This window comes from Shewanella eurypsychrophilus (assembly GCF_007004545.3).
GTDB lineage: Bacteria > Pseudomonadota > Gammaproteobacteria > Enterobacterales > Shewanellaceae > Shewanella > Shewanella eurypsychrophilus.
In genome coordinates this window covers 903,893-928,338 of record NZ_CP045503.2, presented here as the reverse complement: position 1 = coordinate 928,338, position 24,446 = coordinate 903,893, and the positions used below count along the sequence as shown (strand labels likewise).

The 24,446-nt window shown below is 43.7% G+C and carries 26 protein-coding genes; 10 read left to right on the top strand and 16 right to left on the bottom strand.

All coding sequences use genetic code 11. From position 1 onward, the window contains the following. Position 1 precedes the first annotated feature (1 nt). From FM038_RS03815 to FM038_RS03795, 5 genes are all read right to left on the bottom strand, one after another. A complete protein-coding gene (locus FM038_RS03815) occupies positions 2-985 on the bottom strand; it encodes an ABC transporter ATP-binding protein (protein WP_142872029.1) in 984 nt (327 codons plus the stop codon). Positions 986-1,181: 196 nt separating this feature from the next. Next, the gene (hpt, locus tag FM038_RS03810; RefSeq protein WP_142872028.1) at positions 1,182-1,712 is read right to left on the bottom strand and encodes a hypoxanthine phosphoribosyltransferase; all 531 of its coding nucleotides are present in this window, start codon (positions 1,710-1,712) and stop codon (positions 1,182-1,184) included. A 41-nt stretch (positions 1,713-1,753) separates the two neighbouring features. Then, on the bottom strand, positions 1,754-2,416 hold the full coding sequence (locus FM038_RS03805) for a flavin prenyltransferase UbiX (RefSeq protein WP_142872027.1): 663 nt from the start codon (positions 2,414-2,416) through the stop codon (positions 1,754-1,756). Positions 2,417-2,448: 32 nt separating this feature from the next. Continuing rightward, positions 2,449-3,897 carry a UDP-N-acetylmuramate:L-alanyl-gamma-D-glutamyl-meso-diaminopimelate ligase gene (gene mpl / locus FM038_RS03800; protein WP_142872026.1) on the bottom strand — a complete coding sequence of 483 codons (1,449 nt, stop codon included), beginning with the start codon at positions 3,895-3,897 and terminating at the stop codon, positions 2,449-2,451. Between the two features lie 128 nt (positions 3,898-4,025). Further along, entirely contained in the window at positions 4,026-4,673 is a 648-nt protein-coding gene (locus FM038_RS03795; protein WP_142872025.1) for a hypothetical protein, read from the bottom strand. Between the two features lie 345 nt (positions 4,674-5,018). On the opposite strand from FM038_RS03795, the gene FM038_RS03790 reads away from it, so the two are divergent. Both FM038_RS03790 and FM038_RS03785 read left to right on the top strand, forming a co-directional pair. Then, positions 5,019-6,245 (top strand): ABC transporter substrate-binding protein, encoded by a 1,227-nt coding sequence (locus FM038_RS03790; protein WP_185965748.1) that lies wholly within the window; start codon positions 5,019-5,021, stop codon positions 6,243-6,245. Between the two features lie 112 nt (positions 6,246-6,357). After that, complete coding sequence (locus tag FM038_RS03785; RefSeq protein ID WP_142870886.1) at positions 6,358-7,059, top strand: oxidative stress defense protein; 702 nt, start codon at positions 6,358-6,360, stop codon at positions 7,057-7,059. A 109-nt stretch (positions 7,060-7,168) separates the two neighbouring features. Here FM038_RS03785 and FM038_RS03780 read toward each other — a convergent pair whose 3' ends face one another. Together FM038_RS03780 and FM038_RS03775 are read right to left on the bottom strand one after the other, a co-directional pair. After that, positions 7,169-8,620, bottom strand: a complete 1,452-nt coding sequence (locus tag FM038_RS03780; RefSeq protein ID WP_223292995.1) for a disulfide bond formation protein B — start codon at positions 8,618-8,620, stop codon at positions 7,169-7,171. A gap of 1 nt (position 8,621) precedes the next feature. Further along, positions 8,622-8,789, bottom strand: a complete 168-nt coding sequence (locus FM038_RS03775; RefSeq protein WP_185965747.1) for a hypothetical protein — start codon at positions 8,787-8,789, stop codon at positions 8,622-8,624. Positions 8,790-9,125: 336 nt separating this feature from the next. On the opposite strand from FM038_RS03775, the gene FM038_RS03770 reads away from it, so the two are divergent. After that, positions 9,126-10,115, top strand: a complete 990-nt coding sequence (locus FM038_RS03770; protein WP_185965746.1) for a WD40 repeat domain-containing protein — start codon at positions 9,126-9,128, stop codon at positions 10,113-10,115. Positions 10,116-10,198: 83 nt separating this feature from the next. Here the strand turns inward: FM038_RS03770 and lgt are convergent, their stop codons facing one another. The 5 genes from lgt to FM038_RS03745 all read right to left on the bottom strand — a co-directional run bounded on the left by lgt (position 10,199) and on the right by FM038_RS03745 (position 15,247). Continuing rightward, positions 10,199-10,987: a prolipoprotein diacylglyceryl transferase gene (gene lgt, locus FM038_RS03765; RefSeq protein ID WP_142872023.1), complete on the bottom strand. Its 789-nt coding sequence runs from the start codon at positions 10,985-10,987 to the stop codon at positions 10,199-10,201. 134 nt (positions 10,988-11,121) lie between these two features. After that, positions 11,122-11,619, bottom strand: a complete 498-nt coding sequence (locus FM038_RS03760; RefSeq protein ID WP_142872022.1) for a GNAT family N-acetyltransferase — start codon at positions 11,617-11,619, stop codon at positions 11,122-11,124. 3 nt (positions 11,620-11,622) lie between these two features. Continuing rightward, positions 11,623-12,195, bottom strand: coding sequence for a GNAT family N-acetyltransferase (locus FM038_RS03755; protein WP_223292994.1), 573 nt, complete (start codon positions 12,193-12,195; stop codon positions 11,623-11,625). A gap of 262 nt (positions 12,196-12,457) precedes the next feature. Next, positions 12,458-13,738, bottom strand: a complete 1,281-nt coding sequence (gene gabT, locus FM038_RS03750) for a 4-aminobutyrate--2-oxoglutarate transaminase (protein WP_142872021.1) — start codon at positions 13,736-13,738, stop codon at positions 12,458-12,460. A gap of 51 nt (positions 13,739-13,789) precedes the next feature. After that, positions 13,790-15,247, bottom strand: a complete 1,458-nt coding sequence (locus FM038_RS03745; RefSeq protein WP_142872020.1) for an NAD-dependent succinate-semialdehyde dehydrogenase — start codon at positions 15,245-15,247, stop codon at positions 13,790-13,792. Between the two features lie 196 nt (positions 15,248-15,443). Between FM038_RS03745 and FM038_RS03740 the strand changes: the two genes are divergently transcribed. Next, the gene (locus tag FM038_RS03740; protein WP_142872915.1) at positions 15,444-16,370 is read left to right on the top strand and encodes a LysR family transcriptional regulator; all 927 of its coding nucleotides are present in this window, start codon (positions 15,444-15,446) and stop codon (positions 16,368-16,370) included. 55 nt (positions 16,371-16,425) lie between these two features. On the opposite strand, the gene FM038_RS03735 is transcribed toward FM038_RS03740, so the two are convergent. After that, positions 16,426-17,013: a LysE family translocator gene (locus FM038_RS03735; RefSeq protein WP_142872914.1), complete on the bottom strand. Its 588-nt coding sequence runs from the start codon at positions 17,011-17,013 to the stop codon at positions 16,426-16,428. Between the two features lie 313 nt (positions 17,014-17,326). Here FM038_RS03735 and FM038_RS03730 point away from each other — a divergent pair, with 313 nt between their 5' ends. Both FM038_RS03730 and FM038_RS03725 read left to right on the top strand, forming a co-directional pair. After that, positions 17,327-17,614 (top strand): putative quinol monooxygenase, encoded by a 288-nt coding sequence (locus tag FM038_RS03730; RefSeq protein ID WP_142872019.1) that lies wholly within the window; start codon positions 17,327-17,329, stop codon positions 17,612-17,614. Positions 17,615-17,747: 133 nt separating this feature from the next. After that, entirely contained in the window at positions 17,748-18,017 is a 270-nt protein-coding gene (locus FM038_RS03725; protein ID WP_077753081.1) for a ribbon-helix-helix domain-containing protein, read from the top strand. 95 nt (positions 18,018-18,112) lie between these two features. Here FM038_RS03725 and FM038_RS03720 read toward each other — a convergent pair whose 3' ends face one another. Both FM038_RS03720 and FM038_RS03715 read right to left on the bottom strand, forming a co-directional pair. Further along, on the bottom strand, positions 18,113-18,928 hold the full coding sequence (locus FM038_RS03720; RefSeq protein ID WP_142872018.1) for a substrate-binding periplasmic protein: 816 nt from the start codon (positions 18,926-18,928) through the stop codon (positions 18,113-18,115). 137 nt (positions 18,929-19,065) lie between these two features. Continuing rightward, entirely contained in the window at positions 19,066-19,590 is a 525-nt protein-coding gene (locus FM038_RS03715; protein ID WP_142872017.1) for a DUF3087 domain-containing protein, read from the bottom strand. Between the two features lie 511 nt (positions 19,591-20,101). Between FM038_RS03715 and FM038_RS03710 the strand changes: the two genes are divergently transcribed. The 4 genes from FM038_RS03710 to FM038_RS03695 all read left to right on the top strand — a co-directional run bounded on the left by FM038_RS03710 (position 20,102) and on the right by FM038_RS03695 (position 23,905). After that, complete coding sequence (locus FM038_RS03710; protein WP_185965745.1) at positions 20,102-21,457, top strand: Na+/H+ antiporter NhaC family protein; 1,356 nt, start codon at positions 20,102-20,104, stop codon at positions 21,455-21,457. 254 nt (positions 21,458-21,711) lie between these two features. Beyond that, a complete protein-coding gene (locus FM038_RS03705) occupies positions 21,712-22,419 on the top strand; it encodes a DUF998 domain-containing protein (RefSeq protein WP_223292993.1) in 708 nt (235 codons plus the stop codon). Positions 22,420-22,493: 74 nt separating this feature from the next. Further along, positions 22,494-23,246 carry a pseudouridine synthase gene (locus FM038_RS03700; protein WP_142872016.1) on the top strand — a complete coding sequence of 251 codons (753 nt, stop codon included), beginning with the start codon at positions 22,494-22,496 and terminating at the stop codon, positions 23,244-23,246. 491 nt (positions 23,247-23,737) lie between these two features. Then, on the top strand, positions 23,738-23,905 hold the full coding sequence (locus tag FM038_RS03695) for a hypothetical protein (RefSeq protein WP_185965795.1): 168 nt from the start codon (positions 23,738-23,740) through the stop codon (positions 23,903-23,905). Positions 23,906-23,931: 26 nt separating this feature from the next. Here the strand turns inward: FM038_RS03695 and FM038_RS03690 are convergent, their stop codons facing one another. Then, positions 23,932-24,237, bottom strand: a complete 306-nt coding sequence (locus FM038_RS03690) for an EF-hand domain-containing protein (protein WP_142872015.1) — start codon at positions 24,235-24,237, stop codon at positions 23,932-23,934. Positions 24,238-24,446 lie beyond the last annotated feature (209 nt).

Genomic DNA, 24,446 nt, shown 5'->3' with positions numbered 1-24,446 from the left:
TTCATTCTGATGCCTCCTTATTCATTGAAACACCTTTACTTGCTTCAATTGAGCCTTTCTCAACGAGCTCGACAAACAACTCTTCCAAACGATTCGCCTTATTTCGCATCGATAATACTTCGATTCCCTTCTCGGTTAGTTGCGCGAAAACGCTATTAATACTCTGCGCTTTAGCAACATCGATCTCTAATGTGTGAGCATCGGTCAATCGACACTCCATTCCATCTAATACCGGAGCATCACTTAAATCGCTTCCTAAATCTAAAATAAACGTCTCTAGGTTTAAGCGACTCAGTAACGATTTCATGCTGGTACACTCGACTAAAATCCCCTTATCTATGATGCCGATATTACGACAAAGCATCTCAGCCTCTTCCAGATAATGAGTGGTCAAGATGATGGTTACCCCTTGCTCATTGAGCTCTGTAAGGAAGGACCACATTGAGCGACGCAGTTCTATATCAACGCCAGCGGTGGGCTCATCTAAGATGAGTAATTGAGGTTCATGCATCAAGGCGCGGGCGATCATCAAGCGACGCTTCATACCACCAGAAAGCGTACGTGCGGGGCTATCTCGCTTCTCCCACAGATCCAGCTGAGTCAAGTATTTCTCGGCACGCTCTAAGGCATCGGCTCGAGAAACACCATAATAGCCCGCCTGATTAACGACTATCTGTAGCACTTTCTCAAACTGATTAAAGTTAAATTCTTGCGGCACCAGTCCAATAGATAGCTTCGCCAGTTCGAGCTGCTTATCGATATCATGCTCGAAGACAGACACGCTACCTGAAGTCTTCTGTACTAAAGAGCTGATCACGCCAATAGTCGTCGATTTACCCGCACCATTGGGGCCTAATAGTGCGAAGAAGTCACCTTTCTCAACTGCTAAACTTATTCCCTTTACCGCCTCGACACCACCTTTATACGTTTTCTTTAGATCTTTGATTTCGAGTGCATAAACCGGGGGTGTTTGTTTGTTTTCCATGTAAGTCCTAATTCCAGTAAGTCACTGGAAGAAAATATATCGCATTGAATCACAGTGCACAGACTGAGTATTTTTAAACTGAATATTTTTTAACTGAGTATTGATATTGGGACATATGCTTAAAAAAAAACCCGCCATGGGCGGGATTTTTAAAATAAATATCTCTTCGCTAAGCGCTAATGTCGATTAGAACCACTTATTCCGCAGGGATCACTTTAGCAATATACGGCAAGTTACGATATTGCTCAGCATAGTCAATACCATACCCGACGATGAACTCATCAGGAATGGTCATACCAATAAAGTCGACAGGCACGTCAATCTCACGACGTTCAGGTTTATCGAGAAGTGTACAAAGGGCTAAACTCTTTGGCTCGCGCAGTAACAACATCTCACGGATCTTATTCAAGGTGTTACCCGAGTCGATAAGGTCTTCGACTATGAGTACATCGCGTCCCTTAATATCGGACTGCACATCCTTGAGAATTTTCACTTCACGTGTACTGCTCATGGCATTGCCATAGCTAGATACCGACATGAAATCGATCTCAACGTGGCCCTTGATACGGCGACATAGATCCGCCATAAAAACCACAGAACCTTTCAGCAGGCCAACCATTAACAGACGCTCACTGTTAGCATAATGAGCATTAATCTTCTCGGCTAACTGATCTAGTGTTCGATCTATCTCTGCCGTAGAGATCATCTCTTCAATCGTGTGTTTCATAAATTCTCAACTTTGCTTTCAACTGACTCAAATAAAGAGCCTTATGTATCGCAATCCTCGGAGCTGTGTTTATCATAGCCCCAACGATTTGTTAAATCATGCTCTATACCCAAATGGTCAAGAATTCGGGCGACCATGAAGTTTACCAGATCTTGAACCGATTTGGGATCATGATAAAATCCTGGAGCCGCTGGCATAATCGTGGTGCCAAGCTTAGAGAGTGACAACATATGCTCTAAATGTATGCTACTAAAGGGGGTTTCTCTCGGAACTAAGATAAGTTGACCACGCTCTTTAATGATGACATCAGCAGCACGCTCTAACAGGCTATTACTCATTCCAGTTGCTACTGCTGCTAAGGTGCCAGTACTGCAAGGACAGATCACCATCTGCTTAGGCGCTGCCGAGCCTGAGGCTGGCGGCGAGAACCATTCATCTTTACCTAGCACATGCAGCGAGCCTTTCAGTGGCAACTCAGCTCTTTGGGAAAACAGCTCAAGCAGCTGAGACTCAGCTTTAACGCCATTGCTGCTGAGTTTTACACCTTCCTCAGTAGCAAGTACCACGCGAGCAGCACTGGAGATCATCAAAAACACCTGATAATCGGCAATCAATAAGCACTCAAGTAGCTTAAGGCCATAAGGCGCTCCCGAAGCGCCTGTCCAGGCTAAGCTGATCGATTTTTGTTTTTTGGGGTAACTCATATTTATCTCTTATACATCCTAGAAACTAGAACCTAGGTTCTAGTAACTTCACAATCACTTTTTAGCTTCGCTAGCAGCTTATTATGTAATCCACCGAAGCCGCCATTACTCATAACAATAATCGTGTCACCGCGTTTCGCCTCTCTGGCCACAGTATTCACAATCTCATCTATGTCATATAGCACAGATACTGGTAGTTCGGATTTTTCCATCGCCGCCTTTACATCCCAATCGATACTGTCCGCCTGATAGAGATAAGCCTGATCGGCAAGGGACATGGAGCCAGCCAAGGTATCCTTGTGAACACCGCTTTTCATTGTATTAGAGCGTGGTTCCAAAATAATGGTTATCTTGGCATCGCCCACTTTGGCACGACAGCCCTGTAACGTAGTCGCTATGGCTGTAGGGTGGTGAGCAAAATCATCATAAACCTCAATGCCATTCACCTCGCCAATAAGCTCCATACGACGCTTAGGTGGGGAAAACTTTGTCAATGCTTCAATAGCAGATTCAGGCTTAACTCCTACATGGCGAGCAGCCGCTATTGCCATGGTGGCATTTTCAACATTGTGTTGACCGATTAACTGCCAATCTAAAATCCCTTGAGATTCACCTCTGAGAAACACTTCAAACTTGTGTCCATCTTCAGCGATCAGTTTGCTAGACCAAGTCCCTTGCTCGCTTTCAGCTGACGAAACGTTGCCATTCACTATGGAATTTTCGCTGTTTTGAGCATAGCGCTTTGTATAAACTTCTTGCTCGCTCCAACAGCCCATCTCGATCACTTGCTGCACCGCCTCACTGTCTTTCGGCCAGATGATCTTTCCTTCACCGGGTACTGTACGGATCACGTGATTAAACTGACGTTGAATCGCTTTCAGATCATCAAAAATATCGGCGTGATCAAATTCGAGATTATTGATCACTAAAGTACGTGGCTGGTAATGAACGAATTTAGAACGTTTATCGAAGAAGGCACTGTCATACTCATCAGCCTCTACGACGAAAAATGGTGAACCACCTATACGGGCTGACACACCAAAGTTTTGCGGTACGCCACCAATCAAAAAACCAGGCTCGTAACCACAATCTTCTAAGATCCACGCCAACATACTGGAAGTTGATGTCTTGCCATGAGTACCAGAGATGGCCAATACCCAACGCTTTTTCAGAATATGTTCAGCAAGAAATTGTGGACCTGAAGTATAAGCAATACCACGGTTAAGTACAGCCTCAACACAGGTATTCCCTCGGCTCATCGCATTGCCAATCACCACGATATCCGGCGCATCATCTTCATTTTGGCCAAGCTGGCTAGGGTCAAAACCTTGAATGAGCTCGATACCTTGCTCTTCAAGCTGAGTACTCATGGGCGGATAAACGTTAGCGTCGCTACCAGTAACCCTGTGACCTTCGGCTCTGGCAAGCAGAGCTAAACCACCCATAAAGGTGCCGCAGATCCCTAAAATGTGTACATGCATGACGTTGGCTCTGATGAGGAATAATCTGAGAAGTATTCTAACTGGGTGTGAGTCTATTGTCAGTTAACAATGGTTTAAATAACTTCTGTTGTAAATGTTGGCTATTTGGGCGTTTTCACGCCCATAGCTCACTCCTGATGCGGAGTGAAATGAGTGCCTAAATAGCGTCGTCCATGCAAGAGTGCTAAGCCAATTAACGGCAGTAACATAGTGAATTGTCCGCCAATAAACACAAAATCGATTAAGATCAGTGCTGACAAAAACAGCATCTTTTCATCAAACTCAGATTTATGATTATCACCAACGAGTACAAGGGAGATAATGCTTATACCCAGCAGAAAAGTGAATGTGTTAAGTACACTCGATACCCTAAGCTTCTCAACTCTTACGCTTCGGCTCTCTTTTCCTCCTAATTCGTCGACTTTATAAGTGCTCTTAGGCATGGTTCTGTATGCCATGGGATCCGTCCCCGCATACTGTGCCACCCCACTCACACTAGAAAACTCGCTAGTATGACGAAATCCTGAAGCTACAGAGTCACTAAGCGTATTTGCCTTAGCTCTCTGCTCCTCGCTTACCTTGCCATGCTTTGTTAGTTCAGATAAAGAAATTCTGGTACTGACCTCTGAGTGCCTACCATAAGCGTGTTCTGTGCCATACAGATGTGCTTGCTCAGAGTCAGATATTGTGGCGAGCTTGGTACTGTATATGCTAACTAGCAAATAACAGATCACTATCGTAATGCCTAACAGTAGATTTCTTTTTATAGAATACATGCTCACTCCTTAGCGCTTACTCGTTTCTTCAAGCAAAAATCCAACCACTTGAGATGACCGATAGCATTAGTATAGTCCCAAAACACAAGAGTAAAACAAATGAGCAACCAACTAACAACATGTTGATATCTCACCATTCGAAAGGCAATCTATTTGAGTGCTTAGTTACAATTTGATGCACTGACAATTTAAGGTTGCTATCACGCAAAATCACTCCAACTTACAGTTGGTGCACAACGAAATCCTCAGCCACTTCTATACTATTACAGATAAACAGATTGAACCTTTCTATCAATTCGGATTTTTATCTGAACCAAATAAAATTATTAATGGATGTATTCAATAGTGAATTGGCCAATTGCCCTGTTAGTTTTTATTATCACTCTCGGACTTTCACTGAAGTCATACGCTCAGCAAGATAGCTTTTTACAATGTCGGGACGCGTTATCTTCCCCTAGGGTCATGTTTATTGTGCCAGCCGATAAGGAGAACGTTTTCTGGCAAGATGTCGTCAGCTATACCAAGCTTGCCAGTGAGCAGTTAAAGATAACTTTAGATATCCATTATCTAAAACAAGATCATCGAAACCGCTTTAACCATGCTAAGAGCATTAATCAGATTCTGACCTCTAGTCCAAAGCCTGATTATCTGATCACCTTTCTGACTCAAGGTTTAGAGTTAGAAATCATCGAGCGAATAACTCAAGATAAAATCTTCTTATTCTCTTTTAATGCTCCTCTCACAGCCTCAATGATCCAACGTATCGGCGTCCCTCGTGATCGTTTCCCTTACTGGATTGGACATATCTCTCCTGATGAAATCAGTGCAGGTTACGACCTTGCCGATCACTTAATTAGGGTCAACAAACAAAAAAGAGAGAGCAATCAAGATAAAGCCAACATTATTGCTATCAGCGGGGGGCTATCTAGCAGTGTTGGCCAGATGCGTGAACAAGGTCTAATAAAGCGACTCGATCAAGATGAAAACGCGCTTCTTCTGCAATTAGTCAATGCTGACTGGTCCTATGAAAAAACAAGATTCATGATGAGAAAATTACTTCAGCGTCATGAAAAAATTGATATAATTTGGGCTGCTAGTGATCTAATCTCAATGGCAGTTGTTGATGAGATCCAGGCATCTAAACCACAGATAATAAACACAGTCACGATTGGGAGTATAGACTGGACCCATGAAGTAAAACCCTATCTTGAAAGGCATGATGTTGCGGTCACTTATGGCGGCCATGTGTTTGAAGCTGGCTGGGTTATTCCACTCATCTTTGATCACTACAACCAACAAGATTACCTTAACGAATTAGGTGGAGTTATCCTTAGTAAAATGAAAGCTATCACTGCTGACAATTCTCACCTTTTAGACAAGAGTCAGTTATCAGGTGTTAATTTTCGCGATATCAGTAAATGCTTCACAGGGATCGATAAAGAGTATCAATTCAATGCTCACACACAGTTAAACTCACAACTCACACCTCCGCTACACTCAGATCTAAAGTCACAACTCGATCCACATTTACAGGACAAATTAAAATCTGAGATAGAACAGAAACAACCTTAACTGCCACATGATGACTTTTATAAAATAATATAAAAATTAAACCCTTTCTCATTTTTCTATCGTTTATAGCTTCAGAAGCACATTCAGCCTTTCCGTTTTGGAGTATTTATTAATGAAAAAATCAATCATTGCAGCGCTCATATCAACAGGTCTTATGTTGAGCACGCCATTTGTTCAGGCCAAGGAACTTAGCTTTGCCCATGTGGAAACCGTTGGAGTCAGTGAGCTTGCTGTTGCAGCCGATATGGCTGAGATTAACGTAGAAGTCTCAGTCAAGGCACCAACGGCAAAAGCGGCTAAAACCAGCTCAGATCAAGCGGTTGCTAAGTTCATTGCTCGCTTAAAGAAGGCGGGGATCACCAGAGATAAAATTCAGAGCGCGAATCTAAATCTGCAACCTCAGTATAAATATGAGAAAAACAAACCTGCCGAACTTATTGGCTACACCGCTAGTCGCCGAGTCATAGTGACCCTAGACGAGCTAGCAAATCTCAATGATATCCTCGACTCTGCGCTTGAAGAGGGGATTAACCGTGTTAACAATATTGCACTCAAAACCAGTAAAGAAACCGAATACATGAATAAGGCTAGAATGGCAGCCATTAAGGATGCCAAACAAAAAGCACAGTTTCTCGCCGAAGGCTTCGATGGAGAACTCGATGGTGTATGGGAGATCCGTTATTTCGAGCAGCGCCCAATTCAACCTACGATGCTTCGTATGAATTCAGGCGCCAGCCATGATGTTGCCGAGAGCTACCAGCAAGGACAAGTCACTATTCGTGACAGAGTGGAAGTGGTTTATAAGCTAAAATAAATAATAAGGTAAAAAACGAATGCTCTCCTACTGATAAAGATTACGTTAATAATGAGCCAATGAATCGGTTTTCATAGGCTCATTATCATTAGCTTGCTAGATTGCTAGGTTATTTAAAAAAAGTCAGCTTGTTATTACCCTCAACACCACTGAGAACCACATATTGCCCATTAACTAAGGTTAATCCCTGAGGGTTTTCAATCTCAGAGAAACTTATTGCAGTTTCCAGGTTATTATTTTCCATATCCATAACCAAAATCTGCTGGCCACTATGGTTAAGCAGATACGCCTTATCCTCAGCGATGACTAAGCCTGTGATCATAGGATACTCACCAGAAGTATTGCCTATTTTCGCTTCGCTATTGAGTTGAAAGTCTTCACCACTTAATCGTGAAACAATAAAGTTATTACGTACCTTAGCTGGCAAGGTGATAGTTAGGTACTCTTGCCTTTGTACATCCCACCCCAGACTAGCAATGTAGTTATACTTAGCTCTAACCGTTGAAAATCGGCTACGCTTAAGCTCTTTTACGCCATCAGTACCATCCATAAATAACCAATAGCTATCTTCAAATTTAGCTGTTTCATCATAGGCGAGACGAACAAAGCTCTTATGATCTGTAGTAATAAGTACACTTGAATCACCATCGAACACCACACCGGTAAGGTTTGAAATTTCTACCGAGAAGGCGCCATCGATCAATACTGATGCGAGTACGCTCTTTAGATCGCCACTTAAGAAGTAGACCCAATTGTTGCTAGTCACAACCGCGTACATATCACGATTTGGACTGTAACTGACTCCTGTTGCAAGTCCCTTTATTTCACTCGGTAAGCTCACAGAATTGAGGGCTGTTAGACTCGCCTTATTAACCAATGCTGGCGTGTTGCTAGAGGGCATATCGGCAAAATCAGGACGCTCAATCGCGTAACTACCACGAGCGGAGAGTGATGAAAGCTTGGGCCAATGATCCATTGACCAGACAATCTTATCTTTGTCGAAAGACATCCTGTATGGATCGCCTTGTCCTATGAAGGGAAACGGTCCAGTTTGAGTAAAGGCCTGCACAATATTGAAGCCAATCACCACCAAAAATACCATGACAGTCGTCTTATTAAGACCAGTCCAGCGGTGTTTATCCTCTTTTTCACTGAGTCGATCTCCTTGCAGCACCAACAGTAGAGAAGCAAATAATAGGACAACGATAAATACAACCATCACCCAGACATAGGTATGCACACCCAAAATTGCCGGACCAAACCCCTGACCAATATCCCTAAGTATATGATTTGAACTGTGGCGGTAACCTGCCCACAGACCATAAACGGATGCAAAAACTAGTGCACCTAAATACTTAGGTTTAAGACCATAGCGCATGATAAATATCGCAATTAAGGATACTAACACCATGGCGGTACGCTCTTGCCAACATAAGATACATGGATTATCCCCGAGGCCGTAACCCAGCACAATACAAGCGATACCTACAGGTAGTGCGATCAGAGCCAGCGCCGCCAGTGACACAATCTGATTCACTGTTGTTTCTTTCATTTTCATCATCTTATAAGTTCCCAGCCGGTACTAACATATCCCAGGTTCCGAGTAACCAGATCAGTACACTCATCGCAATACAGGAAAATAAGCAGATATTAGCCATCCCCTGTTTATGGGGTTTGAACGCCACCAGAAAGGCGGTAAAGAAAATGAGACAGAAGAGTAGAAATTCCATAAATGTGTCCACTTTAGTTTCAGGATTATTGAGCCGAGCAGCCTAAGCTGTCGACACTGTATTTTGAAGCTAAGGTAACAATTCATCCAAGGCAGAAATGAGACGTTGCCCATACAAATACACTGCAAAATCAATGGACTTTTAAAACTTGAGAGGGATATTAAATTAGTCAGAAATTCGTGACACTATCATCAATAGCAACATGAGTGAACGTGATGTAAATTTGAATGCTATCAGCTATTTACTTAATTAAATCTAAGCTAACAATGACTATACATATGTGACAAACTATTAAGGCGAATAAAAACGAGAGATAAGCATATGTGGGAGGTCAATGTGAAACGAGTATTAGCAATATCACTAAGCCTTTGCCTGGCTAGTCTGGGCTGTAATAAACCCATAGCCGAACAGGTGCCAGATTCAATTCATAGATATGTTGATGACAACTTGATCGATGCTGAGCTGTCGAGGAATGCCAAGCTTGCAGTCACCTTGAGCCGCACCCGCGAATTATCCGTGTGGGATAATACTTCAAAAGCTCTATTACATCAGTGGCAGGCAGAGGACTTCGATAAGCCTATTTATCAGGTGTCACTTTCAGCAAATAATAAGTACCTGGCTGTAACGGGAAAACATCAAGTATCAATATTCGATCTTAACAGCGGCCGACTCGAGCTCTCCTGGCTTGCACAAGGTTTCGATACCGATGCCAGTATCTCCAGTCTGTATCTGAATCAGAGCGGAAAGCGCATCTTACTCGGCATGAGCGAAGGTTCGGTGATCACCATAGATCTCGAAAGCAACCAATTGTCTATGTTTCAACTCCATGACGGGCCCGTCAGTCATGTGGAATTTATCTCCTACGACGAACGAATATTGTCTGCAGCCCATGATGGACACGCACTCATTTGGGCCAGTAGCAATGGACAAGTTATCGGGGACTTCAGCTTGCCGCAACGGATCAGCAGCATAAGTTTCGATGAAGCGGATCGTAGACTATTTATCGCCGATGCCATAGATAATCACCTTATCGCCGACTCTCATTCTGCTGAGAGTGTCGGCCAATTAGCTTTCCTGGAACGCTATCGCTATTTTAGACAAGCGTTATTTACCGATCGAGGCAAGACATTGATAACAGCCAGTTCAAAACAGAAGATAATGGTCTGGGATATAAGTTCAGGCAAGGAAAAGAAGCATTGGAACATCTCCGCATTTACCGCCGGGACCACAGTGCTGGATATGGTCGTCAGTCCCAGCGGCCAGCTCATAACCTTAAGCTCCGATGGGGCATTGGAGACTTGGCGATTAAAATCAGCGGAGTATTAACTCTCTTTTAACGCTAACTAAATGAACAAAAAAGGCGTTAGAAGCAGATGCCTCTAACGCCTTATATTTTCTGTCTAGCAAGGTTACACCTTAGCTCTCTTATTCAAATAAGGCATCACCAGCAGCACTACACCAACGATGAGAAATGGCACACTCAACCATTGGCCCGCACTCAAGGTCATTCCTTCAGCGTAAGCTGCCTGCTTAACCTTGACGAATTCGATAGCAAAGCGTGAGCTAAATACCAGTACCAGGAACAGGCCAAATATCGCGCCCTCTTTCTGCTTCATCTCGGTGTATTTGTAAATCGCCCATAAGCCGATAAAGATCAGTAGATAGGCGATGGCTTCATATAGCTGAGCCGGATGACGAGGTAACATATCGATACGCTCGAAGACGATAGCCCAAGGTACACTGCTAGGTAGGCCTAATATCTCTGAGTTCATGAAATTGGCCATACGTACGAAGAAACCAAAGATGGCTGTTGCTATAGCCAATCTATCCAGCAAAAACAGGAAAGGCATATCCATCTTACGACGGTAATAATAGAGCGCCAGAATAGCGCCTAAACCCCCACCATGACTGGCGAGACCACCTTCCCAAATAGCGAATATCTTCAGTGGATTACTGAAATAATAGGCCGGGTCATAGAAAATACAGTGAGCCAGGCGAGCACCGACGATAATGCCAATAACACAATACATCAGCAGATTATCTAATGACTCGACAGGCAGCTTTTCCTTAATATAGATGCGCTTCATCACCTGAAAACCACAGGCGATAGCTGTCGCGAATAGGGCACCATACCAATGCACTTTAAGCCCCATAAAGGAGATCAACACGGGGTCAATGTTCCAAACAAAATGATCCAAATTCAGCCTTCCAGTTTCTTTATAAAAGTAAAAATATTTAGGTTCTTTGAGGCTGTTTTACGCTGAACTTAGTGACTTGGCAAGTTTTCTTAGGATATCCCTACAGCTATTTGATATAAGATTAGAATCTATCGCTAAACTTCGATACCTTCTACTTGGCTTCGGCGCTCCAAGAGCGTCACATCTCTCCAAACTCCATCCATCTTGCCTAGTCTGTCTTTGGTGCCTAAGACAGTAAAGCCACACTTCTTGTGTATATGCAGGCTCGCTTTGTTTTCTGGAAAAATGCCAGCCTGAAGAGACCAAAATCCTGCGATTTCAGACTGTTCAATCAGCTTAAGTAGCAGGCTAGTTCCCACTCCCATACCTTTAGCCGAACTACTGATATAGATGCTCACCTCCGCCACCCCGGCATACACTGCACGGTTTGAGACACTAGACATTGCAGCCCAGCCGACGAGCTTACCACCTCGCTCGGCGACGATTCTACACTCCTTGAGCATAGCCTCATTCCACTCAGGCCAACTTTTAACATTTTTCTCAAACGTTGCGTTTCCGGTTTTGATCCCTTGAAGATAAATACTCTGCACTTGTTCAAAATCATCTTCAACAAACTCTCTAATCTGAGCCATTATCTAGCGCTTCCTTCTGACCGGCATTAAACTGAGCTCTTTATAAAAGAGCACAGTGGCATCTAACTCGCCGGAAGAGCTAAGTGCAAAGTCAGGAATCTCACCGACTTTCACGTAACCCAACTTCGAGTACATGCCTTCGGCTATGTCCCCTTTCTTGGTATCGAGCACTAATAGACTGCGAGATAAGGAGAAAGCCAAAGCCTCGACTCTTTGCATCAAAATTCTAGCGACTCCCTGACCTCTAGCTTGAGTGTGTACCATCAGCTTCTCTATCTCTGCCCTATGCAAGCCATTCGCCTTATCTGATACAGAAAGCTGCACCGAGCCAACCAGCTTACCACTCAAGTTCGCAACCAGTAGATAACGGGTGCCCTTAGTGATATCAGCTTGCACTCCATACCAATATTCTTGTGACTCTCGTTGAGAAAATGGGCCAACAAAGCCCACTGATGCACCGCTATCGACACAATCACACAGTAGGCTCACTAGCCCATTTGGGATGATTCCATTACTCACACCTAGAGTAATATCTATAATTTCAATACTCTGACGACCACTGCACGCTTCAATCACTCAATATACCCTAGTTAATAACCCTACCTCGATACTTGTTCAGCAAGAGGTAAGCCAACTAATACCAACATCAGAAAATAAGTGAGCGCAGAATCTATTTTTTGAGAATGCTAATACCTATATTCATCGATAAGAAAATACAGGAAGGGGGAGATGTAATGAGAGCAAATTCGAGTCAGGGGACAGCGGCTTCAACTAGGGTTAGTGGATCTAGGTGAGCCAAACGTAATTCGGCTCACCATATTTTCAAAATGATATCCATTTAGCGAGCAAGGACACTAAATAGCTGATTAAACTTTTCTAAACCTTCGTAGATTAATTCATCAGATATGGTCAAGGCTGGCAGAAAACGAATGACGTTACCGTAGAAACCGCAGGCAAGCAGAATGAGACCGTGCTCGGCCGCTTTACTTATGATCGCTTGGGTCAAGTCGGTATTTGCCTGCTCGCTATCCCCGTCTATGACTAACTCGATGGCGATCATGGCACCTTGATTTCGCACTTCACCGATCAAGTTTGGATAGCTGGCTTGCAAAGCAGTCAGCTGCTCATTGAAAATTTGGCCTATTTGATCTGCACGCTGAACCAGGTTTTCCTCTTCGATCACCTCAAGCACCGCGAGTGCAGCGACACAGCCAACGGGAGAACCGCCATAGGTACCGCCAAGACCACCAGGTAGGGGCGCATCCATGATCTCACTCTTGCCAACAACCGCAGCGATAGGAAAACCTCCGGCAATCCCCTTGGCCATAGTGATCAAGTCAGGCTCTACATCCGCATGCTCGAAACTGAACATCTTACCAGTGCGGCCAAAGCCCGTCTGGATCTCATCGGCGATCAAGACGATCCCATGTTGATCGCATAAAGCACGTAACACCTGCAAAAACTCGGCAGGTGCGGCATAAAACCCACCTTCGCCCTGAACTGGCTCTACTATAATTGCCGCCACATCGCTTGGAGCGATATCCACTTTAAACAGATTTTCAATTGCCTTGAGTGAATCTTTTATCGCTACATCATGAAATGCCATCGGAAACGGTGCATGAAAGATATCACCAGGAAACGGTCCGAAAAGATGCTTATAAGGACTTATTTTACCCGTCATCGCCATGGTCAAATTAGTACGACCATGGAAGCCACCGTTAAAGGCGATAATGCCGCGGCGACCAGTATGTGCTCTGGCTATCTTGACGCAATTCTCTACCGCCTCTGCGCCAGTAGTAACAAATATGGCCTTCTTCTCACTCGATCCAGGTGCAATCTCGGTCAGCTTTTCCGCTAACTCCACCGCTGATTCATAGGGATTGATCATCACACAGGTATGGCTAAACTTATCCAGCTGCGCCTTGACTGCTGCGACCACTTTCGGATGGCTATGACCGGTATTACACACGGCAATACCAGTACCAAAGTCGATATAACGATTGCCGTCCACATCCCAAATCTCGGCATTATCCGCTCTATCGACATACACAGGATAGACATTGCCTTGACCACGGGCGATAACTTTAACCTTTCTCTCTTGTAAGCTACTGTTTGTCATTATTATTGTCCTATTTCTAAACGGCGATTCCTAGGTTCTAGGTTCTAGAACCTAACGATCTATCCCACCCATACACAGATACTTGATCTCCATATAGTCATCTAGACCATACTTAGAGCCTTCTCGGCCGTTGCCCGATTGCTTAACCCCACCAAATGGCGCCGCTGCGTTAGAAATAATACCTTCATTGATGCCGATCATGCCGTATTCAAGCCCTTCGCCTACACGCCATACCCGACCAATATCACGAGAATAGAAGTAAGCCGCTAAGCCATACTCGGTATCATTAGCCAAAGCGATAACATCCTCTTCGGTATCGAAACTGATAATTGGCGTCACAGGCCCAAATATTTCATTAGCTGCCAAGGGCATATCATTGGTCACCCCTGTTAAAATGGTCGGCTCATAGAAATTTTTACCTGCTGTGCTACGTTTGCCACCAGCAATGACCTTTGCCCCTGCAGCCACAGTATCTTCCACGAGCTTATGCACACCATCGACTGCTTGTGATGTGATCATCGGGCCTAAGTTGACGCCATCGGCTAAGCCATCACCTATTTTCAATCCGGCCACAGCAGAGGCAAACTTATCGGTGAACTCTTGCACTATGCCCTGCTGAACAAAAATACGGTTGGTACAGACACAGGTCTGGCCGGCATTACGATATTTAGACACGAGTGCGCCTTGGACAGCGGCATCGATATCGGCATCGTCAAATACGATAAATGGCGCGTTACCGCCGAGCTCCATCGAGACCTTCTTAACCGTAGTGGCCGTTTGAGTCATCAATATCTTGCCCACTGCAGTCGAGCCAGTGAAGGTAAACTTAGATACATCCGGGTGCTGAGTCAGTACCTTGCCCATACCCGATGAATCCAAGCCCACAACCACGTTGAATACACCGGCTGGCACGCCGGCCCGCTCTGCAAGCTCCGCCATGGCCAAAGCAGATAGCGGTGTTGAAGGTGAAGGACGAACCACAAAAGTACAACCCGCCGCCAGAGCGGCTGCCGCTTTTCGGGCTATCATGGCATTAGGGAAGTTCCACGGCGTAATAGAGGCGACGACGCCCACAGGTTGCTTGATAACTATGATACGTTTGTCACCTGCAGGTGCCGGAATGGTATCGCCATAGACTCGCTTGCCCTCTTCGGCAAACCAATCGATAAAAGCGGCACCATAGGCAATTTCACCTTTGGCTTCGGCTAAGGGTTTGCCTTGCTCTAAGGTTAAGATACGACCCAAGTCATCCTGGCTCTGCATCATCAAGTTAAACCAGTTACGCAAAATAGCGGCGCGCTCATTAGCCGATTTTTTAGACCAGGCAGGCAAGGCCTTTTTAGCAGCGACAACAGCCGCTTCAGTCTCAGCTATTCCGGCGTTGCATACTTGAGCCACGACTTGGTCATTCGCTGGGTTGATGACATCAAATCGCTCGCTCCCATCAGTCCACTGACCATCAATGTAAGAGCTGAGCTTCACTAATCCTGAATCGTTAACTTGTTGCATAATCACTCCAGTGTGCTTTCATCTGACAATGGCGCCAATTTCTTCTCTAAAGATGAAACAGGCACTAAAAATTCATATAGCTATTGAATAGCAAAATCAACTCGGGTTAAATACAAAACAATAAACCTTATGTTTTACACACGTAAAACTATATGCGTGATAAGTAGGTGGCAATTTGAAAAACATTAGCAATAAAATGAGTAATAAGAGCTCTATCATCCCAAAAGCCGTCACCGAATATGATTTACGTTTACTGCGAATTTTTCGCACTGTGGTCGAAAATGGCGGTTTCTCGGCCTCGGAGGCTGAACTTGGCGTGACCCGCTCAACCATCAGCGTGCATATGTCTAATTTAGAGAGCCGAATGAAGCTCAAGCTATGCAGTCGAGGACGAGGTGGCTTTGCGCTGACAGAAGATGGCCAGACTGTCTACCATGCCTGTATAGAGCTGTTCGATTCACTTAATGATTTCTCAAGAATGATTAATAACTTAGGTGAAGAGTTGAGTGGCGAGCTCATCATACTGTGTGCCGACCAGCTAGATACACGTATGCAGCTGAAGCTGGCTGAAGTCGTGAAAAAGATACATACCACTCAGCCACAATTACACCTTGTGCTCGACAATGAAGCGCTTAAACACATCGAAAAATGTCTACTTAAAGAGAAGGCCCATATAGGATTACTGCCTAGCTACCAGCAAGTTGAAGGGCTAGACTATCAAACGATTTATAACGAACCTATCTACCTATGCTGCAGTCATTCTCACCCGTTTTTTCCACTCGCAGATGATGAAATTAGCACTGAGATGTTAGCGCAGGCACCTGCAGTTCACCCGGGAATCGATATAGATACAGATGGAAGAGAGCAATTAAAAAGACTAAATTTATCGGCTAAAGCCTATCAGTTTGACACCCGTAAAACCTTGATTCTCTCTGGCTGCTACATAGGTTACCTGCCACTGAGCTACATTCAACTGGAGCTAGAATCTAAACAGCTGAAGATTATTCACAGTGGTAGTGCCAGCTATCAATTTAACCTCTCCTTAGTGTCTAAACATAACCCTCGTGAGACCAGTAAAATTGAATTGCTGAAAACAATATTCGATGAGGTTTTTAATCAATAGCGAGTAGCTAGAGTAATCTTTCACAATTGCTATGAGAATAGTGGCGAGAGAAAAGCTAAACCTGCTCGCTAAACGCTAACTTGATACCAAAACAGATAAACAGCCCACCAGCCAGCCTATTGAGTGCGTTGGAGACTTTGGTACTTTGCTTTACTTTACGACTCAATGACGATGAAGACCAGGCTAAAAAGTGACACCAAAGCATGCCATTGATATTGAAAATAAGACCTAAGACAATGAAAGAAAGCGCCTTATTGGGTGCATCATGGGCGATAAACTGTGGCACAAAAGCTAAGAAAAACAGCGCCACCTTAGGGTTAAGCACATTGGTGATAAACCCCTGATAGAAGACCTTCTTCAGCGGAGCCTGATTTAGCTCACTACTTTTAACTGCTAAACCAGCTTTACTGAGCAGCATTGAGATCCCCATATAGATAAGGTATACACAGCCGAGGATCTTGATGATAGTAAAAGCCATGGCAGATGTAGCCAAAATTGCAGATAAACCAAAGGCTGCCGCGAAGATATGTACTAAGGTTCCACTGGCTATTCCACATGCCGCGGTTGAACCAGATCTAAAGCCTTGGGAAGCACTACGGCCTATTATGTACAGGGAGTCAGGTCCTGGAATGATGTTTAACATAATGCCTGAAATGACAAATAGCCAAAGTTCGTTAATACCTAATTCCACTACATCTCCGTTTTTATTCCCCCGAAACAAGCCACAGTCTAACTCAATTTATGGCAGCTATCAGTAACAGGTTTTCCATCGATTCTGATTTCAATCAAAGCAACAACTTACTAAAAATAGATGAGTCAAAGAACTGTAAAGATAGAAGTTACTAGTTCTAAATAACTTAAATGTAGTACCCCTTTGCTACCCTTTTATCAGTCAAGTCACTTACATTAGCCCCCCCTTTCATTATCAGTCGTAATTTTTGACTATGGGCACAAACATGATCAATGTATTGACACGCTTTAAGGCACAAAATGGCAAAGAACAGGCACTACTTGAACTCCTCAAGAGCCTAGTTCAACCGACTAGAAATGAACTGGGGTGTGTCAAATATGAACTGCACCAAGAAAATGAGCAACTAGGACATTTCATCTTCATCAAGGCTTTTGTCGATCATGCTGCATTCGAAAAGCATCAAAATACCGGTCACTTCAAACGTCTAAAAAAAGAGATGCCTGAGCTCATCGCCCAAAAACCAGAAATTATCATCTTATCTCAACACGCTTAACCGATAAAAATTATAAGTTGTACTCCTTAAGTAAGTTAGATAAGTCACCCTCGAATGGTAATAAAGACAATGAATATGTATAATCCTTTGAAACTAAAGAAATTAAATAAATTTAAGTGTGCGATTCAAAGTTATGGATAATCTGTTTTTCGATAACCCTACTAGCCATTACTTACCTATTCAGAAATCTATTCGAATCCAGGGGCACGTGACCAGCATCTCATTGGAAAAGCTGTTTTGGGATCTACTCGATCAGATTGCAGAGAGCCAAGGTGTGAAAAGAAACCAATTTATCGCCAGTCTATACATAGAAGCGCTGAATCATCACGGTGATGTGAAAAATTTCACCTCACTGCTTAGATCGGCCTGTGTACAACATATCTTGTCTAGGGAGAATGTTTAACGACCTGCAAGTTAGCTTACAGACTTAGACGAGTTAATAATAATCATTAATATCTACAACACCTTGCACTGACACTTCTCATTTTTGAACAATACTCACTCTATATTAGCCTGCTTCCATGTATCGATAATCTGTTGATAGCTGCCATCTTGTTTCATCTGTAGTAATGCTTGATCAAACTTATCTCTGACATGACTCAAATGACTTTGCTTTGAAAAAGTCATGTAGGTCGGTGTCGATTGCACAGCTGTAGCCAATCGCTTTATGTTTTTACAGCGTTTTAACGAGTTACTTTGCAGTGCCTTTATCTCTTTATCGACATAGTAGATAGTGTCTTTCTCGGCGATAAGAATGTCTATGTCTCCGGTACATAACTTGAGCAATAATGTTGAAGACTTAACATCGACACTCACCTGTTTAATCATCTTGGTCTCAATAGCATTATCGTAAATAGTCCCGTAACTGAAATCCTTCCTCATACCAAAATGGTAATCCCCAAGTTGCTCCAGATCGCCATCAAATTCGATACCAGAGTCTTCAGTGACGAAGAGCATCACTACCTCTTGCATCAATACTTGCTGGCTATAATCAGCATAGACTTGTCGTTCAGGCCTATTCAGTACCTCAAATAAACCGTCGATCTTGCCCTCTTTTAACAATTTAAGTGCTCTGGACCAGGGGAGAACCTGAAAGACTATTGGCTGCTCGATGCGTCTAAACACCTCCTCAACCAATTTCACCGAAATGCCATCGAACTGGACACCACCTTGCCCATCGTGGCGGGTGAATTCATATGGAGGGTATTCGACAATGGCAATTTTGAGAGCATGATTGGCTCCCACTTTTAGGGCAAAGAGGTTGCCCAAAAGCAGTATGGTTACCATGATGATGCCCATGATGGTTTTCTTCATGATCCACCTTAATCAGCGGCAAACTGGATATCAGTTAGATTTATAATAGTAACTACAAGTCTAGACCAAAACCTTCAGTTACCATCATATGCCGCTTAGAGGAAACTCAGACAAAGATCCCCCTTCAAGCTTATTTACTAGAATTTGTTCAACAACTCGGCGCTAAACTCCTCAATGGAAATTGAAAGGTTGAGCTGGCTAATAGTTGAGTTGAGTTCATCAATGTCATTTTGCAGCTTACTCAAAGTCAGTGTGTTGTTATCTAGCTGGTAGACCTGCTTCTGACTCCGATAGTAAAAACTCAGTATCATTAAGGCATCGATATCATGATTAGATGCAGCAGCTTTTATCTTCTTAAGCCGACGATAGATTCGATTATGTAAGGCCTTTAACTGCCACACATAGTAGACCTCGACCAGATAAGGATGATGTTTAAATTTAATTAAGGTGGCCACTGAGATAATGGCAGCCAGTATCACACCGAGTAAATTCCATTGAAAATTGCCTGTTGACTCGGCGCTCACACCATTTGGCTCACCAAAAAGTGCAATAAGCCCAGTGCCAAAGGCCAATGACATTACGATTAGGCTCGCCACTAAAGCAACAGTGACAAGATTGAGGTGCTTACGATATACGACTTTATCTATCTCTTTTATTTTCATGGATTGACCCTTTATATTCAGGGCTAGCATTTTAATTTTCCTGTCGTGACTTGTATAGCTTAAGCAGCTTATTTTCGACTAAAATTTTTCTAATTGGCTCTGACCACAAAAAACAAACCTAGGCAATAGCAAACCAACAAGAGTGCAACAAGAAGACAGCAAGAAGACAACGAGAAGGCGACAACTCACACTAATGCCGACCACTCAGTAAAGTCATTAGCAAACAGTGAGATAAGAAATTTTGCCATGAACGGCATAGAAAAACACAAATGGAAGTAAAAACATCTAGACGTCTAAATTGACAGGCGTCTATTAATCTCATATCCTGCCAACTATTGAGATCTACCATTCTGACTATTTCAGTACCTCTTAAAGATAAGAGTTCATCATATGCTCAAGAGATGAGCTGAAATAGAAGGCGTGTTCCAGCTAGGAGGCATGGGAACCTATGGTTTTTTACGTTACAAGACAGAGTTTTTACACTTAGCTCAACAAGACAAGAGAGAACATTTTGACAACTTCGACTGATGCTCCTAAAAGCACGCAAACCAATGGCGTACCTATAGCCTCATTTATAGCGCTATTGCCACTATTTTTATTCCTCGCATTATTTATCGGTGCCGGAGTGTACTTTCAGAGCCAAGGCGTAGACTTTGCGTTCTATCAATTACCAAGTGTTGTCGCTATTCTGCCAGCGATTATCTTTGCCTTAATCATCTCTAAGCAAAGGCTCAACCAAAGCATAGAGACATTTATCGCAGGTATTGGTCATGCCAATATTATCGCCATGTGCCTTATCTATCTATTAGCGGGAGCATTTGCAGCCGTGGCTAAAGCCACCGGTGGTGTGGATGCCACTGTCGCTCTTGGTTTATCACTTGTACCATCAAACCTACTTTTACCTGGTTTCTTTGTCATTGCAGCCTTTATCGCGACGGCTATGGGTACCTCGATGGGCACAATTGCTGCCGTAGCCCCTATCGCACTAGGCGTGGCTAACGAAGCGCAAATCGAACTAGCCCTAATGGCAGGCGCCGTGATCTCAGGTGCACTTTTTGGTGATAACCTCTCCATCATCTCTGACACCACCATAGCCGCGACACGTACCCAAGGCTGTGAGATGAAAGATAAGTTCAAAGAGAACCTTATCTTCGCTATCCCAGCGTCAATCATTACCCTGATTGCCTTCACCTTTGCGGGTCAAGGTCAGGCCGATGTTGCCGCGCAGGAGATAGACTTTGTTAAAGTCATTCCTTACCTAACCATTTTAGTCCTAGCCGTATCGGGCCTTAACGTTTTTGTGGTACTCACTATCGGTATCCTACTCGCCGGTATCACAGGCATTCTGACTATGGATTATGGCGTTATCCAGTTCGGTCAGGATATCTATACCGGTTTCGGCAACATGCAGGAAATTTTCATTCTTTCTATGTTAGTGGGTGGCTTAGCTGCACTGATGCAACAGCAAGGTGGCTTAGCCTTCGTGAGCAAGCAGATTGAAAAGTTAATCGCTAAATTTTCAAAGGCTAAAGGCGGCGCATCGACGCGTGCATCTGAGTTAGGCATGGCAGGTATTGTGGCTGCAACTAATACCTGTGTGGCAAACAACACAGTATCGATTGTTGTTACTGGTGAGATTGCTAAAGAGCTAGCACAAAAGCATGACGTAACCCCAAAGCGTGCTGCCAGTATCATGGATATCTTCTCCTGTATCATTCAGGGACTTATCCCTTATGGTGCTCAAGCCTTACTTGTTGCATCAACCTTTAGCATCTCGCCATTAGAGGCTGTTACACATGCCTGGTACTGTATGATCTTGGCTGTCGTTGCTGTCACTATCGTGGTATTCCGTAAGCGAGCCAGCTAATCAAGATAGGTTTGTTAACAACGGCTACAACTATTGTGGTATTGCGAATGTAGCTTAAATAGGGCAAATTAATATCGACTTCAGCTACACTTTAAATGGCGACTTCTAAACATTAGAGGCGCTTTAGCTGAATTGATAGGGATATTGAGTAGCAACGGAGCCAAGGCTAGTTGTTACTATAAGAGGAGTGCAGCTTGCTGTGCTCCTTTTTATTTGCCCTATGTTTTAGCCGAATAAAGAGAATAGAGACTGTGATGCGAACTGAACTCAATACCCATTCGACTCAATATGACCTGCATAGGTTAGTGATATTGATGATCTTAGTCGGGGCCTCTGTGACGTCTATCGGCATATCTATCTCTGTCTGGGCCGAATATCAAAATATTGGCTTTCAGGTGTTCTTTAGACGCTCTGACTTTCTTGGCGATTACATTCACTCCCCTCTCGCCTATGTGTTTAATATGTCTTTGATTATCGCAGGGTCCTGTATTTTGCTCGCCATGTATGGCCTGTACCTGCTTAAGTTAGGTGATTTTAGCCACTTCCTGTCAATTACCGGATCTTGGGTCGGGCTATCCATCATCTTAATCGGCGTGTTTCCGATTAATTTTTTAGACGAACATAGACTTGTTTCTACCAGCTTCTTATTGGCGACCTTCGTCTTACACCTATTTACAATCTCCACTCGTTTTACTCATAAAGAGATCTGTTCAAAGCCGCTGTTTATCTTAGCCATCTTTGGTTTTATCAGTGCCACTGGGCTTATCTATCAGCTCGACTGGAGCACCTTAGACTTCACTCCTTGTTTACATCAAAATGGTGAAGTGTGCTGGGTTGCAATCAATATGTGGTTGCAGACCAATATCACTATGCTCTGGTGTGTCATGTTAGCCTTGAATATTAGAAAAATTGCCAAACAACAATTTGACCATGGCTCAGAAAGCCAGCCATCTAACTGGTAAGATCCATCGATTGTGGTCATAAAGCAGTACAAACGGTAAACTTTGACTATTCGGCATGATCTCCCAAGTTTCCTATGACACAAAACACCACTCCCATTCGTTTGGCCAAATATCTCGCCATGACTGGACTCTGTTCCCGTCGGGCCGTGACTCGCTATATTCGAGACGGTCATATCACCATAGATGGCCGCCTCGCCAACCATATCGATACAGTTACACTCGTCGAGTGTGAAATGGGCATTAGTAGCCAAGAAACACTCAAATTCGATGGTGTACTTATTCAGGGAGTCGAGTCTAAGCAGTACTGGATGCTCAACAAGTCTGTCGGTACAGACTGCCGGCTATTAACCGATGACCCCAGCTCTTTACTACATCTCCTGCCAGCTAGCCCCAGACTCTATCCTGTGGGCCGTTTAGATAAAGACTCCCGTGGACAGTTGATACTCACTAACGATGGTGAGTTGACTCAGAAACTCATGCACCCAGATTTTGGCCATAGCAAGACCTACTATGTACAAGTTGATCGCGACTTCGATGACACTTTCTTAATCAAAATGGCCCAAGGGGTTAGCTACCGAGATGTCACCACCCTGCCCTGCAAGATGACACGACTTGCTAGCGACAAGTTTGAGATCGTACTCACCCAAGGGCTGAACCGACAGATCCGCCGTATGAGCCAAACTTTAGGCTATAAGGTTGTCGACCTTAAACGAGTGAGTATTCAAACCTTGGCGCTTGGTGAGCTTAGTGAAGGTGAGATGAGGCAACTCTCTGGTTCAGAGCTATCTCTTCTCATAGATAGTTGCCGACCTTCGAATGAAGGTTAATTACATTTTTTGTTTTAGCTTCTGGCTGAGTAGCTATTGAGTGGTGTATTTGAAAGTCGTACTTTCACTGCTATCTATCACCTGCTGTGGGCGCATGTGTAAGTAATCTCTCGGTACGCTGTAAACCCGTCCTTGGGCGCTCTGCGATTTCATCCCTGAAATCGAAGTCCTCGAGCTCACTTACACCCGTTTATCTACCTCTTCGATTGAAGTTTTGTTAGTAAGCCTAAGCTTTAATTGGTACACGTTTATGCCCCAAAGTGACTTAGAACAAAATCTCACCACGAAGGTCACGAAACACACGAAGAAGTGCAATAACAGATTAAAGCTTCTATTTTTTGCTTTACCTTCGAGTACTTCGTGTAGCGCTTCGTGGTAAGTCTAATGATATTGCCTGAGCTGACTAAGTAGAGAGCTTATCTCAATCATGTTTATGTCCACAAACGACTTACCTACCAATAAAATTCCAACGAAGAGATAGATAATCAGGTGTGAACGCGGCTGTGACCTTCCGTGACATGGATGTCACGGCAGAGCCCACAGGGACCGTGCCTGCGGCGCGTCACAGAAGTGTTTACACATTCCTCGCCGGACAGGCGGTAAGTTACAATGAAATATTGGTTAACAGAATACTTCCAAATGCCAATCCTGCCCAATGACCCCCAAAAGAGCTATTTGAAACTTGCTAGCTGGCAAGTATCGCATGTCGCCGTCGCAGACTTATTGAGTTGAGCTCATTCTTGGTTAAGTAGCCGTCAGAGTCGCTATCGAGTTGGCTAAATCGTTGTTCAGGAGCTCTTGAGTAGGGTACCGAATCTAAAAACTCTTGCTTAGATATTTTTCCATCACCATCTATATCAAGTTTTTCAAAATCAAATGTATGCAGTGACCTTCCACCTTTAGAACTATCGTTATTAGCACTGCTATTAGCACAGCCACCGGCTAGTAGCACGCAGAAAGTTAACGCCGTAAATTGATGGAGATGTGTCATTGCTTCTATTTTTATTGATAATTTTAGGTAACGAAATATTAACCGTTTCCATGTAAATGAGAGCCAAGCTTGAGTAATGTTAAGTAAATTTTTCAAGTGAAATATAGCTAAGTGAAGTATAGCGCCCCAATATTGGCCCGCTGATTAGAAGCAACTTCCCTTGTTCAACATTGCAGCGCATTGCTCGTAATATTCAAATCAGAGATAAC